Origin of the sequence: Streptomyces sp. NPDC001339, from assembly GCF_042895955.1 — a bacterium.
GTDB lineage: Bacteria > Actinomycetota > Actinomycetes > Streptomycetales > Streptomycetaceae > Streptomyces.
In genome coordinates this window covers 396447-414119 of record NZ_JBIAWT010000005.1, presented here as the reverse complement: position 1 = coordinate 414119, position 17673 = coordinate 396447, and the positions used below count along the sequence as shown (strand labels likewise).

Annotated in this window: 15 protein-coding genes; 10 read left to right on the top strand and 5 right to left on the bottom strand. The window is 71.1% G+C overall.

Features of this window, described 5'->3' with window-relative positions:
- Nucleotides 1-2: 2 nt before the first annotated feature.
- Nucleotides 3-905, bottom strand: a complete 903-nt coding sequence (gene galU / locus ACFY12_RS17205) for a UTP--glucose-1-phosphate uridylyltransferase GalU (RefSeq protein WP_390716596.1) — start codon at nt 903-905, stop codon at nt 3-5.
- Nucleotides 906-1084: 179 nt separating this feature from the next.
- On the opposite strand from galU, the gene ACFY12_RS17200 reads away from it, so the two are divergent.
- Complete coding sequence (locus tag ACFY12_RS17200; RefSeq protein WP_390716595.1) at nt 1085-1660, top strand: 5-formyltetrahydrofolate cyclo-ligase; 576 nt, start codon at nt 1085-1087, stop codon at nt 1658-1660.
- Nucleotides 1661-1818: 158 nt separating this feature from the next.
- On the opposite strand, the gene ACFY12_RS17195 is transcribed toward ACFY12_RS17200, so the two are convergent.
- Nucleotides 1819-4542, bottom strand: a complete 2724-nt coding sequence (locus ACFY12_RS17195) for a penicillin acylase family protein (RefSeq protein WP_390716594.1) — start codon at nt 4540-4542, stop codon at nt 1819-1821.
- A 209-nt stretch (nt 4543-4751) separates the two neighbouring features.
- On the opposite strand from ACFY12_RS17195, the gene ACFY12_RS17190 reads away from it, so the two are divergent.
- From ACFY12_RS17190 to mscL, 6 genes are all read left to right on the top strand, one after another.
- Complete coding sequence (locus ACFY12_RS17190; protein ID WP_390716814.1) at nt 4752-6278, top strand: potassium/proton antiporter; 1527 nt, start codon at nt 4752-4754, stop codon at nt 6276-6278.
- 305 nt (nt 6279-6583) lie between these two features.
- The gene (locus ACFY12_RS17185; protein WP_390716593.1) at nt 6584-7885 is read left to right on the top strand and encodes an MFS transporter; all 1302 of its coding nucleotides are present in this window, start codon (nt 6584-6586) and stop codon (nt 7883-7885) included.
- A gap of 200 nt (nt 7886-8085) precedes the next feature.
- Nucleotides 8086-8424 (top strand): FmdB family zinc ribbon protein, encoded by a 339-nt coding sequence (locus ACFY12_RS17180; protein ID WP_390716592.1) that lies wholly within the window; start codon nt 8086-8088, stop codon nt 8422-8424.
- A 168-nt stretch (nt 8425-8592) separates the two neighbouring features.
- Entirely contained in the window at nt 8593-9426 is an 834-nt protein-coding gene (locus tag ACFY12_RS17175; RefSeq protein WP_390716591.1) for an S-methyl-5'-thioadenosine phosphorylase, read from the top strand.
- Between the two features lie 246 nt (nt 9427-9672).
- Nucleotides 9673-9972, top strand: coding sequence for a hypothetical protein (locus tag ACFY12_RS17170; protein WP_390716590.1), 300 nt, complete (start codon nt 9673-9675; stop codon nt 9970-9972).
- Nucleotides 9973-10254: 282 nt separating this feature from the next.
- Nucleotides 10255-10752, top strand: coding sequence for a large conductance mechanosensitive channel protein MscL (mscL, locus tag ACFY12_RS17165; protein ID WP_390716589.1), 498 nt, complete (start codon nt 10255-10257; stop codon nt 10750-10752).
- A gap of 41 nt (nt 10753-10793) precedes the next feature.
- Here the strand turns inward: mscL and ACFY12_RS17160 are convergent, their stop codons facing one another.
- From ACFY12_RS17160 to ACFY12_RS17150, 3 genes are all read right to left on the bottom strand, one after another.
- Nucleotides 10794-11117 carry a hypothetical protein gene (locus ACFY12_RS17160; protein WP_390716588.1) on the bottom strand — a complete coding sequence of 108 codons (324 nt, stop codon included), beginning with the start codon at nt 11115-11117 and terminating at the stop codon, nt 10794-10796.
- A gap of 681 nt (nt 11118-11798) precedes the next feature.
- Complete coding sequence (locus ACFY12_RS17155) at nt 11799-12335, bottom strand: AMP-binding protein (protein WP_390716587.1); 537 nt, start codon at nt 12333-12335, stop codon at nt 11799-11801.
- A gap of 444 nt (nt 12336-12779) precedes the next feature.
- Nucleotides 12780-14183 carry a rhodanese-like domain-containing protein gene (locus ACFY12_RS17150; RefSeq protein WP_390716586.1) on the bottom strand — a complete coding sequence of 468 codons (1404 nt, stop codon included), beginning with the start codon at nt 14181-14183 and terminating at the stop codon, nt 12780-12782.
- Between the two features lie 367 nt (nt 14184-14550).
- Here ACFY12_RS17150 and ACFY12_RS17145 point away from each other — a divergent pair, with 367 nt between their 5' ends.
- The 3 genes from ACFY12_RS17145 (at nt 14551) to ACFY12_RS17135 (ending at nt 17625) form a co-directional block, all read left to right on the top strand.
- Complete coding sequence (locus ACFY12_RS17145) at nt 14551-15405, top strand: GntR family transcriptional regulator (RefSeq protein ID WP_390716585.1); 855 nt, start codon at nt 14551-14553, stop codon at nt 15403-15405.
- A gap of 1 nt (nt 15406) precedes the next feature.
- Nucleotides 15407-16354 carry a sulfite exporter TauE/SafE family protein gene (locus ACFY12_RS17140; RefSeq protein ID WP_390716584.1) on the top strand — a complete coding sequence of 316 codons (948 nt, stop codon included), beginning with the start codon at nt 15407-15409 and terminating at the stop codon, nt 16352-16354.
- Between the two features lie 71 nt (nt 16355-16425).
- On the top strand, nt 16426-17625 hold the full coding sequence (locus ACFY12_RS17135; RefSeq protein WP_390716583.1) for an FAD-dependent oxidoreductase: 1200 nt from the start codon (nt 16426-16428) through the stop codon (nt 17623-17625).
- Nucleotides 17626-17673 lie beyond the last annotated feature (48 nt).

Sequence of the window (17673 nt, the reverse complement as noted above, 5' to 3'; positions counted from 1 at the left end):
GTCTACATCTCCTCGGTGACGTAACTGCGCAGCCAGGCCCGGAAGTCCGGGCCCAGGTCCTCACGTTCGCATGCCAGTCTGACAATGGCACGCAGATAATCACCGCGGTCGCCGGTGTCGTAGCGGCGGCCCTTGAAGACCACGCCGTGCACCGGGCCGGCCAGGGAGGGGTCGGCGGCCAGAGTGTGGAGGGCGTCGGTGATCTGGATCTCGCCGCCGCGGCCCGGCTCGGTCTTGCGGAGCACGTCGAAGACGGCCGGGTGGAGGATGTAGCGGCCGATGATGGCGAGGTTGCTGGGGGCCTCGGCCGGGTCGGGCTTCTCGACCAGGTCGGAGACCTCGACGACGTCGTCGTCACCGGTGGGCAGGGCGGCCGCGCAGCCGTAGAGGTGGATCTGCGCCGGGTCGACCTCCATGAGGGCGATGACGGAACCGCCGTGCTGCTCCTGGACCTCGATCATGCGCTGGAGGAGAGGGTCCCGGGGGTCGATCAGGTCGTCGCCGAGAAGGACCGCGAACGGCTGGTTGCCCACATGGGGCGCGGCGCACAGGATGGCGTGACCCAGGCCCTTGGGGTTGCCCTGGCGCACGTAGTGGATGGTCGCCAGGTCGCTGGACTCCTCCACCTTGGCGAGGCGGGCATCGTCGCCCTTGCGGTGCAGGGCCTCTTCGAGCTCGTAGTTGCGGTCGAAGTGGTCCTCTAGAGGGCGCTTGTTGCGGCCGGTCACCATCAGGACGTCGGCGAGTCCGGCGGCGGCCGCCTCCTCCACCACGTACTGGATGGCGGGCTTGTCGACGACGGGGAGCATCTCCTTGGGGGTGGCCTTGGTGGCAGGCAGGAACCTGGTGCCGAGGCCGGCTGCCGGGATGACAGCCTTGCTGATCCGTGCGTGCGATGGGGTCATGCGCGCCACCCTAACCGGCGCTCTCGGAACGATGATGGGGGTTCCGTCAGACCGTGAACAGGCAGCGGAACAGGCATCGGAACAGGCATCGAACCAGAGCGGGAGCAGGGCCCGAAGTGAGCATCGCACACGAAAGAAAGCGCAGGTTGCGGCGGGATCTCCTGGAGGTGAGGAGATCGTTGCCGCCGGATGTCGTCGCGGCGGCGGGGGAGGCGCTGGCCCGGCACGCGCTGGCCCTGGAGGAGCTGGCTCCGTACGTCGCTCCCCCGGGCGCGCGCCCGGACACTCCCCCGACGGTCGCCGCGTATGTGTCCATCGGCGGTGAGCCGTCCACCCGCGCGCTGCTGGACCGGCTGCGCGCGGCCGGGGTGCGGGTGCTGCTGCCGGTACTGCTGCCGGACAACGATCTGGACTGGGCGCGCTACGAAGGCGCCGACCGGCTCGTACAGGCCGGCTGGGGGCTGCTGGAGCCGGCCGGGGAGCGGCTGACGCCCGAGGCGGTCACCGCGGCGGATGTGGTGCTGCTGCCGGGGCTGGCGGTGGACCGCGGCGGGCGGCGGCTGGGGCGCGGCGGCGGCTCGTACGACCGGGTGCTGGAGCGGCTGGAGCGGAGCGGCGCGGCCACGTCGCTGGTGGTGCTGCTGTACGACGCGGAGCTGCTGGCGGAGGTGCCGGCCGAGCCGCACGACCGGCCCGTCCACGCCGCGGTGACGCCGTCGGGGGTGCACCGCTTCCAGGGCGGGCCGACTGACTGACTGGCCGACTGACTGGCTGGCTGGCCGACTGGCTGGCCAGCTGAGGAGAACGTCCGAAAACGAACGCACTCGGGCCGGCCGGAAGGTCTCCGGCCGGCCCGATGGCGCCTGTGGCGGCGCTGCTCCGGCGACAGCGATAGCGATACAGCGCTATGTCGCTACGGCGACAGGGTCAGCGTGTCCTTGCCGCTCTTCTTGACGGCCTGCTCGCTGAACGCCCAGCCCAGCAGCTCGCCCTTGGCCCACTTGTCGGTCTGGTCGCTGTAGTGGGCGTGGTACGCGTGCCCGGACGCGCCGGTGAGGTTGATCCAGCGGGACTTGTCGAGGTCGGCGAGGTTGACGACCATCCGCATCGACGGGACCCAGGTGACCTTGTAGCCGCCGGACGCGTTCCAGCCGGTGGCGTCGACCGCGGCCTCACCGCCGCCGAGGTTCCAGGGGCCCCGGTTGAACAGGCCCTGCAGTATGCCGGGCCCGTCCGTGCCCAGGGTCTGGTTGTTCAGGAACAGCTGGTGCAGCCGGCCCCAGCTCCAGTTGTCGATGTTCTTGCCCAGCTTGGAGGTCAGCTCGTAGCGGGCGTCCTTCATGGCGCGCGCGAGGAGCTGGTCGCGGTTCTTGTCGCCGGGGCTGCCGGGCCGGTCCTCGGTCTTCCACCAGGCGTTGCCGGGGTCGTCGAGGATGTTCCGGACGACCTCGTACCAGCGGTCGCCGCCGTCGGGCTGGGCGGTGTCGCCGGCCCTCTCGCCGCACTCGCGGACGTACTTGTCGTTCTCGTCGGCGGGGCCGGTCTCGTCGGCCGGCCGGACGGTGAGGCACTCGCCCTTGACCCGCAGCTCCTTGGGCATCTTGTCGCCGAAGGCCAGCTGGAGGGTGTTGCGCCAGACGGCGTTGAAGTAGGCGGCCGCGGCGGAGTCGGGCTCCTGGGTGAAGTCCCAGCCCTCCAGCAGCTTCTGGGCCTCGCGGACGTACGGGTCCTTGATGTCGATCTTCATCAGGTAGGGCGTCAGCAGCCGGGCGATCTCGCTGCTGTTGTCCTTCTGGAAGGTCTGCATATCGTCCGTGGAGACCTTGCCGCCGTCCTTGATCTTCGACTGGATCAGGTCGTTGATCCGCTGGCTGCGGGCGCCGTAGCCCCAGTCCTTGGTGAGCAGGTACGGGTACTTCTCGTCGGTGACGGCCTGGTTCGCGGTGACGATGTAGCCGCGCTCGGGATTGAACTCGTACGGCAGGGCCTTCTGCGGGATGTAGCCCTTCCACTGGTAGCGCGGGTCCCAGCCGGGCGCCGGGTAGGTGCCGTCGAAGTTGCCGTCGCCCTTGCCGCGGACCGGGATCCGGCCGGGCGCCTGGTAGCCGATGTCGCCCTTGGTGTCGGCGTAGATCAGGTTCTGGGAGGGCACCTCGAAGTGCTCGGCGGCCTTGCGGAAGCCGTTCCAGTCGGAGGCGCGGTTGAGCTCGAAGACGCCGTCCATGGACCGGCCGGGGTCCAGCGCGGTCCAGCGCAGCGAGACCGCGTAGCCGTCGCCGCGGTCCGGTGCGGCGTTGCCGACCGGGGCGTTCTTGCCGACGTCGCCGAGCGCGTGGTCGCGGTCGGAGACGATCGGCCCGTTCCCGGTGGCGCGGACGGTGATCGTACGGCTCTCACCGCCGGCGACCTTGATCGTCTCCTTGCGGGTGACGAAGGGGCGCTGCCTGCCGTCGTAGAGGTACCCGTTGGCGCTGAGCTTCTCCAGGTAGAGGTCGGTGACGTCGGCACCGAGGTTGGTCATGCCCCAGGAGATGTTCTTGTTGTGGCCGATGACGACGCCCGGCATACCGGAGAAGGTGAAGCCGGAGACGTCGTAACCGCACTTGGGGCCGGTGGTACGGCAGTGCAGGCCCATCTGGTACCAGAGCGAGGGCATCTGCGGTGCCAGGTGCGGGTCGTTGGCGAGCAGCGGCTTGCCGGTGGTGGTGTGCGCGCCGGAGACGACCCAGGAGTTGGAGCCGATGCCGTTGCCGTTGGGGCCGAGCAGCGCAGGGACCTCGTCGAGGGTCTTGGACAGCGCGGACAGCTGCGCCTGCACTCCGCCGATCGCGCCGGGGGCGCCCGCGGGCGTCGTCGCGCCGCCCGGCTTCTTGGGCGTGAACTCCTTGCCGGCCGGGTCGACGGTGCCGCCGTCGACGATCGGCCGGTTCCGCTTGTACGGGTACGCCGGGTACAGCTGGGCGATCTGCTCCGGTGTGAAGCGGCTGGTCAGCAGGGAACGGTCGATCTCCTCCTGCATGTTGCCGCGCAGGTCCCAGGCCATCGCCTTGAGCCAGGCCACCGAGTCGACCGGGGTCCACTGCTCCGGCTTGTAGTCGTTCTCCAGGTTCAGCGCCGCGTACTCCAGGGACAGCTCCGAGCCCTCATGGTCCTTGAGGTAGGCGTTGACGCCGGCGGAGTAGGCCTGGAGGTACTTCTTGGTGCTGGGCGAGAGCTTGGTGTCGTACTCCTGCTGCGCCACGTGGTGCCAGCCGAGGGTGCGCAGGAAGGAGTCCGTCTTGATCTGGCTCTTGCCGAACATCTCCGAGAGCCGGCCCGCGGTCATATGGCGCCGGACGTCCATCTCCCAGAAGCGGTCCTGGGCCTGGACGTAGCCCTGGGCGCGGAAGAGGTCCTCGTCGGTGTCGGCGTAGATCTGCGGGATGCCGTTGGCGTCGCGCACCACGTCCACCGGGTTGCTCAGGCCCGGGAGCTTCAGCGAGCCGGTGGTCTGCGGGAAGGAGGCGCGGGCGGTGCTGACTCCCCAGAACGCGCCCAGGCCGACGCCCGCCACGAGGAGCAGCGCGACGGTGATCGCTACGAGGCGGCCGCGGCGCCCCTTCTTCCTGGGAACCGGTCCGGACTTGTTGGCGGGCATCTCTGTCCTTCGAGGGGCAGGGTGGGAGTGCTGGAGCAACCATAGGCGCACGGGTTTGCCGACCCCTACGCGGAGTCACCGCCAGCACATCCAACTTTCAAGCAATGGTAAATTGTTAGTCTCAGTAACTAGATACGGTAAGGAAAGACCCCCTCCGGAACGACCACTCCCGGCCCACCGCCCGGCCGCACGCGAGGAAGGACCAGCTCCTGACTGTCGACCACCTCAACCAACTCCTGCTGATCTGCTCGCTCGTCCTGCTCAGCGCAGTCGCCGCAGTACGGCTCTCCTCGCGCAGCGGGCTCCCCAGCCTGCTCATCTACCTGGGGATAGGCGTCGCCATAGGTCAGGACGGCCTCGGCGGCGTCGTCTTCGACAACGCCGAGCTGACCCAGGTCCTCGGCTATGCCGCGCTGGTCGTGATCCTCGCCGAAGGCGGTCTGGGCACCAAGTGGAAAGAGATCAAACCGGCGCTGCCCCGGGCGGCGGCGCTCTCGACGGTCGGTGTCGCGGTGAGCGTGGGGGTCACCGCGGCCGGAGCGCACTATCTGGCCGGACTTGAATGGCGGCAGGCGCTGCTGATCGGTGCCGTGGTCTCCTCCACGGACGCCGCGGCCGTCTTCTCCGTCCTGCGCAGCGTGCGCCTGCCGGGCCGCCTGACGGGTGTGCTGGAGGCCGAATCCGGCTTCAACGACGCCCCCGTCGTGATCCTCGTCGTCGCCTTCTCCGCCGCCGGACCGGTCGAACACTGGTACCTCCTGCTCGGCGACATCGCCCTGGAGCTGGCCATCGGCGCCGCCGTCGGCCTGGCCATCGGGTGGCTCGGCGCGTACGGCATGCGGCATGTGGCCCTGCCCGCCTCCGGTCTCTACCCGATCGCCGTGATGGCCATCGCGGTCTCCGCGTACGCGGCCGGAGCACTGGCGCACGGCTCCGGCTTCCTCGCCGTCTACCTGGCCGCGATGATCCTCGGCAACGCCAAACTGCCGCACGCCCCGGCCACCCGCGGCTTCGCCGAGGGCCTCGGCTGGATCGGCCAGATCGGCATGTTCGTCCTGCTGGGCCTGCTGGCCACCCCGCACAAGCTGCTCGGCGACGTCGTTCCGGCGCTGCTCATCGGCCTGATCCTGACGGTCGTGGCCCGGCCGGTGTCCGTCCTCGTCTCGCTGCTGCCCTTCCGGGTGCCCTGGCAGGAGAAGGCCCTGCTGTCGTGGGCCGGGCTGCGCGGCGCGGTCCCGATCGTGCTGGCCACCATCCCGATGGTGAACGACGTCCCCGGCAGCGAGACGGTCTTCAACATCGTCTTCGTCCTGGTCATCGTCTACACCTTCGTCCAGACGCCGACCCTGCCCTGGCTGGCCAGACGGCTGCGGCTGGGCGAGGGTGAGGAGGCCGCCGACCTGGGCATCGAGTCGGCCCCCCTGGAGCGGCTGCGCGGCCACCTGCTCTCGACGTCCATCGGCCCGGCCTCCCGTATGCACGGTGTCGAGGTCGGTGAGCTCCGGATGCCCAAGGGCGCCGCGGTCACCCTCGTCGTACGGGACGGCTCCAGCTTCGTGCCCTCCCCCTCGACGGTGCTCCAGCACGGTGACGAGCTACTGGTCGTCGCCACGGATCCGGTGCGCGACACGGCCGAGCGACGGCTGCAGGCGGTCTCCCAGGGCGGCAAGCTGGCCGGCTGGCTGGGGGCGGGCGGGGCGCCGGGGCGGCGGGCCGGGCGGCACGGGGGACGGTGAGGGCGCCGCCGGAAATGTGGCCGGGGTCTCCACGGATACCAAGGGAATTTACGTAAAGCCCTGCCCAATCCCAGGCCCCGGCTTGCGCCCGCCCTGTAGTATGCAGAGCGAACAAGTTGAACCAACTCTGCCTGATGCAGAGCTGGCGCGACCGCTCGGCGGCCGCGGTCCCCTGCCACACGCAGCCACCTCTCGGGGTGCGGACCACGCGGTATCACTCGGTCCTGCGCGAGAGGACAGCTCTCGGCGCGCACCCGTGACGACCTCGCGGGCGGTGCGCTACCAGGCGGCAGAAAGGCCCGGCCGTGGCAACCGCGGTCAAGGAATCCCGTCCCGGATACGGACAACTGCTCCGCACCCCTGGTGCATGGACATTCCTGCTGCCCGGCTTCCTGGCCCGGCAGCCCTTCGCGATGCTGACCATCAGCATCGTGCTGCTCGTCGAGTCCACCACCGGCTCCTACGGCACCGCGGGCGCGGTGTCCGCCGCGACCGGTATCTCGATGGCCCTGTTCGCCCCGCAGTGCGGCAAGCTCGCCGACCGCTTCGGCCAGCGCGCGGTGCTGCTCCCCGGCGTACTGGTGCACGCCGTCGGCGTCTCGGTACTGATCGCGCTCGCCCTGGCCCACGCCCCCCTGTGGGCACTGTTCGCCGTCGCGGTCCCTACGGGCGCCTCGACTCCTCAGGTCGGCCCGATGGTGCGGGCCCGTTGGGCCGCCCGGCTCGGCGGCAGTCCCCTGATGCCCACGGCCGCCGCCTTCGAGTCGGTCACCGACGAGTTCACCTTCGTCGTCGGCCCCGTACTGGCCACCGCGCTGTGCACCGGCGTCCACCCGGCGGCCGGTCTGGTCGCCGAGGCCGCGCTGACGCTGGCCGGCGGGCTGCTGTTCGCCACGCAGAAGCGCAGCCAGCCGCCGGTGCACCGGGCCGGGGCCGGTGACAAGCCGCGCGTCTCGGCGCTGTCCGTGCCCGGCGTCCGCGTCCTGATCGCCGCGTTCCTCGGCATCGGCGCCGTCTTCGGCGGTATGCAGGTCTCCCTGACCGCGCTCACCCAGGACATCGGGCAGCCCGGCATCAACGGCGTCCTCTACGGGATCTTCGCGGGCGGCAACATGCTCGCCGGTATCGCCTGCGGCGCGATCGCCTGGAAGATCGGCCCGCGGCGCCGGCTGCTCACCGCCTACGGACTGCTGGCGCTGGCCACCACCCCGCTGTGGGCGGTCACCTCCGTTCCGCTGCTGGGCGCCGTCGGCCTGCTCGTCGGTCTGTGCATCGCGCCCGCGCTGATCACCGGCTACACGCTCGTCGACTCCCTGGTGCCGGCCACCGCCCGTACCGAGGCGTTCACCTGGCTGACCGGCTCGGTCGCGCTCGGCCAGGCGGCCGCGTCCACGTTCGCCGGCCAGCTGGCGGACCGCTTCGGCCCGAGCACCGGATTCCTGGTGCCGCTGGCCGGCACGGCGCTGGCCTTCGTCGTCCTGATGACGCTCCGCGCCCGCCTGGTGCCGCACTCCTCGACCGTGATCGCCTCCCAGGGCGGCGGCGCCGAGGCCCCGGCCACCGGGCTGGAGAGCCGGGAACGGGAACAGCAGCTGGCGAGCAGCTGACCGGGGCCGCCGGACGCTGAGCCGTACCTCCGCCTGGGCGCAGACCGGGCGCCAACCGAGCGGAGACCGGACGTGGACCGGACGTGGACCGGACGTGGAGTCCGTCACCGTACGCCGGTCGCGGTGGACTGACGGGCCGGAATACTGCAAGATGGAGCGTCGTTAGCACTCATCGAGTGAGAGTGCCAGGAGGAAGTCAAGTGCCGACCTACCAGTACCAGTGCACCGAGTGCGGCGAGGGCCTCGAGGCGGTGCAGAAGTTCACCGACGACGCGCTCACCGAGTGCCCCAGCTGCAACGGACGCCTCAAGAAGGTGTTCTCCGCGGTCGGCATCGTCTTCAAGGGCTCCGGCTTCTACCGCAACGACAGCCGCGGCTCGTCGTCCAGCAGCAGCCCCGCGAAGAGCTCCTCCTCGTCGAACGCCTCGTCGTCCTCCTCGGACTCCGCCGGCTCCTCGTCGAGCAGCTCCGACGCCAAGTCGTCCACCTCGACCGCGGCGTCCTCCAGCAGCACGACGAGCACCAGCTCCGCGGCCTGAGCCGCGCCCCGTACGCACCCTCCACCGGGCCCTGCCGTCAGCCGACGGCGGGGCCCGGTGCGTGTGACAGCCCGGCGCCAGGAGATCCCCGCGGGAGGCGTCCAGAGGCATCCAGGAGATGTCCACAGGAGACCCCGCCCTGGTGGGTCACCCGCTAGTGTGGCCGCCATGGCTGACGCGCAGATAGGTGTCATCGGCGGCTCGGGCTTCTACTCCTTCCTCGACGACGTGACCGAGATCACCGTCGACACCCCCTACGGCGCCCCCAGCGACTCGCTGTTCCTCGGCGAGATCGCCGGCCTCCAGGTCGCCTTCCTGCCCCGGCACGGCCGTGGGCACCACCTCCCGCCGCACCGCATCAACTACCGCGCCAATCTGTGGGCCCTGCGCTCGCTCGGCGTACGCCAGGTCCTCGGCCCGTGCGCGGTCGGCGGTCTGCGCCCGGAGTACGGCCCCGGCACGCTGCTGATCCCCGACCAGCTCGTGGACCGCACCAAGGCCCGCGCGCAGACGTACTTCGACGGCGTACCGCTGCCGAACGGGGAGATTCCCCACGTCGTCCACGTCACCTTCGCCGACCCGTACTGCCCGGTCGGCCGTGAGGCCGCGCTCGCCTCGGCGCGCGGCCGCGACTGGGAGCCGGTCGACGGCGGCACCCTCGTCGTCATCGAGGGCCCCCGCTTCTCGACCCGCGCCGAATCGCGCTGGCACGCCGCCCAGGGCTGGTCGGTGGTCGGCATGACCGGCCACCCCGAGGCCGTCCTGGCACGCGAACTGGGTCTGTGCTACACGTCGTTGACGCTGGTGACCGACCTGGACGCGGGCACCGAGACCGGCGACGGCGTCTCCCACGAGGAAGTCCTGAGCGTCTTCTCCCAGAACGTCGGCCGGCTGCGCGAGGTCCTCTTCGACACGGTCGCGGCCCTCCCCGACAACGCGGACCGCAACTGCCTCTGCGCCGACGCCCACGCGGGCTGGGACCTGGGCATCGAACTCCCTTAGCCGCCCTGCTCCGGCAGCCGTCCGGCCCGTCCCGCCTGGGGGCGCCTCCCACGTAGCTGTCCTGGGCGCCTCCCGCAGTCGTCCTGGGCGGTCTGGCAGCCGTTCTGGGCGGTCTGGCAGCCCCTCCCGGGTGACCGAGTTATCCACAACGACGAGGTCGTCCACAGCCCTGAGCGGCCGCACGCGAACTACGGCACGGTGGTGACCGCCAGTTCACCCGACGCCACTCCAAGGCGGTGACCACCCATGCCCCTGCCCCTGCCCATGTCCACTCCCCTACCCCTGTCCACGCCCCTGCCGCACACCCCACCGAACGCCCTCGCCTCCCCGCCCCTCCCCACACCCCCGCGATGTGAAGTGCCCCACTTCGCCCCGGTACGGCCCGGCGGCGGCAGACTGCGCTGGGCACGCGCCACACGGCGGCGGATACTGGCCGCCGGACTCGCCCTGACCGCCGCAGCGCTGGCCGGCGCCGCCTCGTACGGCGCCGTACGGACTCCTCCCGCCGCCGGCTGCCCGTCGACGGCGGCGCTCGGAGGGCGGTAATCGTGCCCCAAGATCAAGTTGGCGTCTCTCCGTACGCCGGGCGACACTGCTGCGGGTGGCGGGGCACCCCGCGCGCGCCAACGAGGACGCGCCCACCACGCCGGTACCGCCGAGACCCCCTCTCCCCCACCCGCGGGACGTACCGGCCCCACTCCCTCCGTCTCCGTACGTTCCGCACCGACGCTCCGAGCGATCGCCGGTTCGGATCGCGCGGCTGGACATCCCCGCCCCGCCCTGCCGTATGTTGCGGTGTCCCTAGTGAGCGTGGAAAGAGGCTGTCAGGTGAGCGAGAGCAAGGGCATCCTTCAGGGATTCAAGGAATTCCTGATGCGCGGCAACGTCATCGAGCTGGCGGTCGCGGTCGTGGTCGGTGCGGCATTCACCAACATCGTGAATGCCGTGGTCAAGGGCGTGATCAACCCGATCGTCGGCGCCCTCGGCTCACAGAACCTCGACAACTACAAGACGTGCCTCAGCGCCGCCTGCACCGTGGACAAGAAGACGGGCGCGTACACCGACGGCATCTACATCCTCTGGGGCTCGGTGCTGAGCGCCGCTCTGACGTTCCTGATCACCGCCGCGGTCGTCTACTTCCTCATGATCCTTCCGATGAACAAGTGGAAGCAGCGCCAGGAGGCCAAGAAGCCGACCGACAACACCCCGCCACCCCCGACCGAGATCGAGCTGCTCACCGAGATCCGCGACGCACTGCTCGCCCAGCGCAACGGCTCGCTCACGTCGGCCACGGGCAACATCGGCATCCAGAAGACGCACGAGTAGGAGGCGCCGGCGGACGGCACAAGCCCCCCCCGACGCCTCGCTCAGAGGTGGTGGGGCGGCTTTTCGTCGAGGAAGCGGGCGAGATCGCCGGCACTGTCACCGCCGGTCGGGCGCTCGCCCCAGCCCCGGTCGGTGTCATCGGACGACCGCTGGCTCAGCGGGTCGTCGAAGATCAGACGCGCGGCGGACGCGGACACCGGGCGCGCCGGGGCCACGACCTTGCCGCCCTCCTCGGCATCGCCCTCAGCGCCCCCCGGGGAGGCCGGAACGGCTTCGACGTCCTCGACGGCCTGGGCAGCCGACGGGACAGCCGGTGAGGTCGCCTGGGGCTCGGCGGCCGACTCGGATTCGCGGGTGGTGCTCACGCCTCCAGGGTACGGGCGGAGGGCCCCGGCACCGGGACGGCAGAGCCCCACAGCGCTCACAGCACTCCGACGGCAGAGACTCGCCGCACTCTTTCGGCCGCAGCCCACGCCGCCCGTGCCTTTCGGGCACAGTTCACGCCGCCCGTGCCTTTCGGTCGCAGCTCACGCCGCCCGTGTTCGGCCGCGTTCGCGCCGCCCGTGATGCCCGTGCCGTCCCCTCCCCCGTATCAGCGGCTTTTGTCGTGGGTGGGTATGGGGTGCGGGCGCTGATTGTCGTAAGGCCGGGTCGGCGGACTCTGGGAGCCGTGACCGCGCCGACGCGGACGGCTGCGCTCGGTGCCGGGCAGGGGATGCCTGGCATGAACGTGTTCTTCGGGGGCCATGGGGACCGCGCCTTCCTGTTCCGTGTGCCCGCGCAGCGCCGTAACTCCTGGTCGGCCGGGTCCGGCGGACAGCGCACCCGCACCGGCGGATGGAACGGGGGCCCCACGCCATCGGGGCTGCCTCCAACACGGTGTCCGCGGGGCGGAATCCGGAACAGCCGGAACAGGCGGAGCGTCCGAACGCTGCGACACGGATTCCACGCTAGGTGACAGCGAGGCTTATGACCCGTTTTGCGGCTCTAGCGAGTGAGAGTCCACGCGCTGAAGCCAGTCAGCGGGCGAGAGCCCCCTGGTGAAGTCAGCAGCTGTCGTCCGCGTCGGCCAGCGCCTCATGCCACCACAGATCGCGCCCCGGCTTCCAGGACACCGGCCGTGAGCACCGGTTCACCACCAGCACCGACCGCTTCGGTGCGCCCCCCGCGGCCGCACCCCGCGCCAGCGCATGGTCGAGCACCGCCTTCACCGGCCGTACGGCCCCGTCCCAGAACGCCGCATCCGCCGTGATGAGCACCCGGGCATCCGACTCGCGGGTCCGTGCGACCAGTTCGGGCACCGTGAGCGACACCGGCAGAGTGGCGCGTATCGCATGTAACCGCCCACAGGCGAGCGTGGCGATCACCGACTCGGGTACCAGTGGGAGGTGCACCGCGACCCGGTCACCGGCCCGCACACCGAGCCGGGCGAGGGCGGCGGCAGCACGTTCGGCCTGGTCGAGAAGCATGCCGTGCGTCAGTTCTTCCAGCCGCCCCGGCTCTCCGTTCCAGGTGAGAGCGACCCGGGACGCATCCGGCTCTTGAACCTGCCGGGCGTTATCGGCAACATGATCTGAGGTCACACGGCGCAACATGCGGACCAGCATGAAGATCGCCGATCAACGATCTGTGAACGTCCGCTGTACGGGCCCGGGGTCGGTGTCGGTCTCTGCCCGCGCGTCCGGCGCTTCTCTCGCTGTGGCGCCGTGCGCTGTGACTTGGCAGGGCTCGTCGCCGTCGCCTGCGGGTTTTCCCCTAAGGGTTCGAAGGCCCCCTTGCTTCCGTCCTTCCCCGAACTGGTGCGGTCTACGCGCCGTGTGGCGCTTCTGACGTGGCGTCGTAGGTGACCGGGCGGGGTGGGGGCCGGTCACGAAGTAGGTGACCGGGCAGAGTGGAGGGCCAGTCACGAAGTAGGTGACTGGACAGGGTGGCGGGCCGGTCACGAAGTAGGTGACTGGACAGGGTGGCGGGCCGGCCGCGAAGAGGCCGGCCCGGAGGGGAGGTGTCACCATGGCACGACGTCGGGCCTACTCCGCTTCTGCTCCTGCTCCCGCTTCCGCTCCCCTCGCGTCATAGCCGCCCAGCACATCGCACACGTCCCCGAACCCGTGCGCCTCCAGGAGTGCCGCCGCGATCACGGAGCGGTTCCCGCTGCGGCAGTAGAGGACGACCGGGCGGTGGCGGTCCAGTTCGCCCATGCGGTCAGGGAGGACGGCCAGTGGGATGCTGCGGGCGCCGGGCAGGGCGCCCGCCTCGTACTCGGCGGGGTTGCGGACGTCGATCAACTGGCCGTCCTCCACAGGCAGTTCGGTGTGGTGAATGCGGCGGCTGCGGCGTACCAGTGTCGATGTGCCGGCCAACACTGTGACCGGGTCCGCGAGGTATCCGATGACGTGGTCGTATCCGATGCGGGCGAGGCGGACGCGGGCTTCACGCTCGGTGCCCGGGTCGGCGAGCAGCACGATCGGGGTGCCCGGGGCGACCACGGTGCCGGCGTACTCCGCGAACCGGGTGTCCAGGCTCGTGTGGAGCGAACCGGCCAGGTGGGCGTGGGTGTAGGAGGCCAGCGGCCGGCAGTCGAGGAGGACGGCGCCCTGCTGGTCGCGGGCCGCGAGCACCTCCTCCAGGGTGAGGGCGGCCGGGGGCCTGGCATCCAGGAGGGGGTGGCCGTCCCGGTTGAGGGCCGCGTCGTGGGCGAAGTATCCGGGTGTGGCGGGCTGCCCGGCCGTGACCAGGCGGACGAAGTCGGCCTCCGGCATGGGCTGCAGGGCGTAGTTGAGGCGGCGCTGGTCGCCGATGGTGGAACTGGTCTCGGTGGAGAGGCTGCGGCCGCAGGCCGAGCCGGCGCCGTGTGCGGGGAAGACCCGGGTCGCGTCCGGGAGAACCATGAGTTTGGTGTGCAGGGAGCGGTGCAGGCGCGCGGCCATCTCCTCCGGGGAGCGCCCGGCCGCGGAGAGCAGGTCGGGCCGGCCGACGTCACCTACGAAGAGGGTGTCGCCGGTGAGGACGCCGAACGGCACGTCGTCATCGGGGTGTTCATGGATGACCACGCAGATGGACTCCATGGTGTGCCCCGGGGTGGCGAGGACGGTGAGGGTGACTCCCGCGCCGCCCCCCTCGCCGTCTTCCTCCCCCAGGAAGATGCGCTCGCCATCGCGTAACCGCCTGATGGGGAAGCCGGTTTCGGCGGCCTCCCCGAAGGCGACGGCGGCTCCGGTGGCACGCGCGATTTCGAGGTGGCCGGAGAGGAAGTCGGCGTGGACGTGGGTCTCGATGACGAGCTCGATACGCAGCCCTGCGGCCTCCGCGTCCTGCAGATAGTCGTCTGTGTCGCGGCGCGGGTCGACGAGGACGGCGCGTCCGGTGGTCTGATCGCCGATCAGGTACGACGCCTGGGAGAGGCAGTCGAGGTAGTACTGGGCGAAGTGCACGGTCGGCCTCCGGGGGAGGGATGGGGCAGCGGGCACCGAACGCGGCGTTTCGGGTCCGCTTCGCGGTTCGTAAGGTACGCGTTGTGCGGATGCGCGGATGTACGTACATTAAGGAGCCGGGTCGGCGGACGACAAGCCGGGTCCCTCTGTTGGCCCACCCAATGCACCTTCAATACCTTCAATAGCCCTTTTTGATCCCACATCAGGACATCGGGTGCAGAATCTCGGAGCCCTCGGGGCCCTCGGGGACTCGAGGCCCTCAGGAACCTCGGGAGCCTCAGGACCTCATGGCCCGGCCGGGTCTCCAAGGGCCCACCGCCGACCGGGCCCGAGAGAACCGAGACAGCACCCACCGGAGGAACCCACCATGACGACCGAGCCGCCGGACGGCGCGCACGCCCCGCGCCCCCTCGACCGGCGCTCGCCGCTCCCCCTGTGGGCGCAGCTCTTCAACGATCTGCGCCGCCGGATGGAAGCCGGCGCGTTCACCGAGGAGTTCCCGGCCGAGCACCGGCTCACCGGCGAGTACGAGGTCAGTCGGCACACCGTCCGCGAGGCGCTGCGCAAGCTGCGCGCCGACGGCCTGGTGATCGCCGAACGCGGCCGCGCCAGCCGCCTGGACACCCGTCGCATACAGCAGCCGCTCGGTTCGCTCTACAGCCTCTTCCGCGAACTGGAAGGCCAGGGTGTGGAGCAGCGCAGCGAGGTACTGCGGCTGGCGCGGACCGCCGACGGGACGGCGGCGGGGCACCTGGGGCTGGTCCCGGACGCCCCCCTGGTCGTACTGGAGCGGCTACGGCTCGCGGACGGCGAACCGCTCGCCCACGACACCGCCTATCTCCCCGCCGAGATCGCCGAACCGCTGCTCGCGGCGGACTTCGGGCACACCTCGCTCTACGGCGAACTGTCGCGGCGCTGCGGGGTGAAGGTGACCGGCGGATGTGAGCGGATCCAGCCGTTCCTGCCGGACATCCGGCAGGCGTGGCTGCTGGGGCTGGCCGACCGGGAGCCGGCGTTCGCCATCGAGCGGCTGGGCCGGGCCGGGGAGCGGCCGGTGGAGTGGCGCGAGACGGTGGTACGCGGCGACCGCTTCACCTTCGTCGCGGAGTGGTCCGACGACAGCCGGGCGGTCGCCCTCGCGCCACGCGCCTCGGCCCCGGAATCCACGCAGGCCCAGGCCCAAGCCCAGGCCCAGGCCCAGGCCCTGATCCCGTCCTCGTAACGTGTCCGTCCTCTTAGCCGTCACCGCACTGCCGTGCGGGCTGCTGATCGGTCTGCTGCTGGGCGCACTCGGCGGCGGCGGTTCGGTGCTGGCGATGCCCGCACTGGTCTATCTGCTGGACCAGACGCCGCACGAGGCGACCGCGGGCGCACTGGTCGTCGTCGCGGTCGGCGCGGCCACCGGGCTCCTCGGCCACGCCCGCGCGGGCCGGGTCCGCTGGGCCGCCGGCGCGGCCTTCGGCGCGCTGGGCACGGCCGGCAGCTACCTCGGCACCCGTTGCAGCTCGGCACTGGCGCCCGGTGTCCTGATGGCGGCGTTCGCCGGGCTGATGCTCGTGGTGGCAGCGATGCTCCTGATACGTACGGAACGGGAGCGGCGGTCGGCTGCCGGTACCAGCTCCGGGGACGGCACCGGGCCCCGGAAGGGGAAGGGGAAGGGGAAGGGGAAGGGGAAGGGGGCGACCGGGGCCGGCAGCGGCTCCGGGGACGAGAGCGCGCCCGGGCATCCCCCACGGGAGGCCCGAACCCACCCGTCCCCCGGGCATCCCCCGCGGACGGCCCGAACCCACCCGTCCCCCGGCCGTCGCCCCCTCCGGATAGCCGCCACCGCCTCCGCCGTAGGGCTGCTCACCGGCTTCTTCGGGGTCGGCGGCGGGTTTGTGGTCGTACCGGCCCTCACCCTCGTCCTCGGTCTGGAGATGCCGGTCGCCATAGGCACCTCGCTGCTCGTCATCATCATCAACTCCCTCACCGCGCTGGCCACTCGGGCCGGGACCGGTGCCCTGGACTGGCCCCTGCTGGCCGGCTTCGCCGCCTGCGCGGCGCTCGGCAGCCACCTCGGCAACCGTCTCACCACCCGCCTGCGCCCCCGGACCCTGACCACCGCCTTCGCCTCCCTCCTCACCGTCCTCGCCCTCACCATGGCGGCCACCGCCCTGCCCCGCCTCTGACCCCCGGTCCGTGAACAACCACCAACCCACGGTCCGTGAACAACCGCCAACCCACCCAGGAGGAATCCCCCATGCCCCCCACCCACCACCAGATCGTCATCATCGGCGGCGGCACCGCGGGCATCACCGTCGCCGCCCGTTTACGGCGGGCCGGCGTCCGGGACATCGCGCTGCTGGAGCCCTCCGAAACGCACTGGTACCAGCCGCTGTGGACACTGGTCGGAGGCGGCCAGGCCCCGCTACGGGCCTCCCTGCGCACCGAGGCGGAGGTCATACCGCCCGGCGTGCGCTGGCTGCGCGAGCGTGCCACCGCCGTCGACCCCACCGCCCGCACGGTCACCACCGCCTCCGGCCGGGTCCTGTCCTACGGGCGACTGGTCCTCGCGCCCGGGCTGCAGCTCGACTGGGACGGGGTGCCGGGCCTGGCCACCGCGCTCGGTCACGGCGGTGTGAGCAGCAACTACCGGCCCGATCTCGCGCCGCTCACCTGGGATCTGATCCGCCGGATGCGCCGCGGCACGGCGGTCTTCACCATGCCGTCCGGGCCGGTGAAGTGCGGCGGCGCCCCACAGAAGATCGCCTACCTGGCGGCCGACCACTGGCGCAAGCGCGGTGTCCTGGACGCGATCCGCGTCATCCTGGTGATCCCGGAACCGACCCTGTTCAAGGTGCCGGTCTTCGCCCGGACGCTGGAGGAGACGGCCCGGCGCTACGGCATCGAGGTACGGCTGAGCTCCGAGATGACCAGCCTGGACGGCGCGGCCCGCAAGGCGGTGATCACCGATCACACGACGGGTGCGGCCGAGACGGTCCCGTACGACCTGCTGCACGCCGTACCGCCGCAGCGCGCTCCCGAGTGGCTGGCCAACGGCCCGCTCGCCGACCCCGGTTCCCCTTACGGGTACGTCCGAACGGACCGCCGCACCCTCCAACACCCCGAACACCCCGAGGTGTTCGTCCTCGGCGACGTGGCCAACCTCCCCACCTCCAAGACCGGCGCCGCCATCCGCAAACAGGCCCCGGTCGTGGTCGCCAACCTCCTCGCCGGGCTGCGCGGCGGCCCCGCCACCACCCACTACGACGGTTACACCTCCTGCCCCCTGGTCACCGCCCGCCACAAAATGCTCCTCGCCGAATTCGACTACGACCTCCGGCCCACTCCCTCCTTCCCCTTCATCGACACCACCCGCGAACGCACCGACATGTGGTTCCTCAAGCGCTACGGCCTGCCGCAGCTCTACTTCAAGGGGATGCTCAAGGGGCTGGCCTGACACCTCAGCGCCCACTGCCCTCAGCGTGTCTGAAGACGCTGAGGGCAG

What these genes read in the sequence shown, in the direction of transcription:
- ACFY12_RS17135 (WP_390716583.1), top strand. Translation starts at nt 16,426, where the DNA reads ATGCCCCCCACCCACCACCAGATCGTCATCATCGGCGGCGGCACCGCG.
- ACFY12_RS17175 (WP_390716591.1), top strand. Translation starts at nt 8,593, where the DNA reads ATGGCTGACGCGCAGATAGGTGTCATCGGCGGCTCGGGCTTCTACTCC.
- ACFY12_RS17170 (WP_390716590.1), top strand. Translation starts at nt 9,673, where the DNA reads ATGCCCCTGCCCCTGCCCATGTCCACTCCCCTACCCCTGTCCACGCCC.
- ACFY12_RS17145 (WP_390716585.1), top strand. Translation starts at nt 14,551, where the DNA reads ATGACGACCGAGCCGCCGGACGGCGCGCACGCCCCGCGCCCCCTCGAC.
- galU (WP_390716596.1), bottom strand. Translation starts at nt 905, where the DNA reads ATGACCCCATCGCACGCACGGATCAGCAAGGCTGTCATCCCGGCAGCC.
- ACFY12_RS17195 (WP_390716594.1), bottom strand. Translation starts at nt 4,542, where the DNA reads ATGCCCGCCAACAAGTCCGGACCGGTTCCCAGGAAGAAGGGGCGCCGC.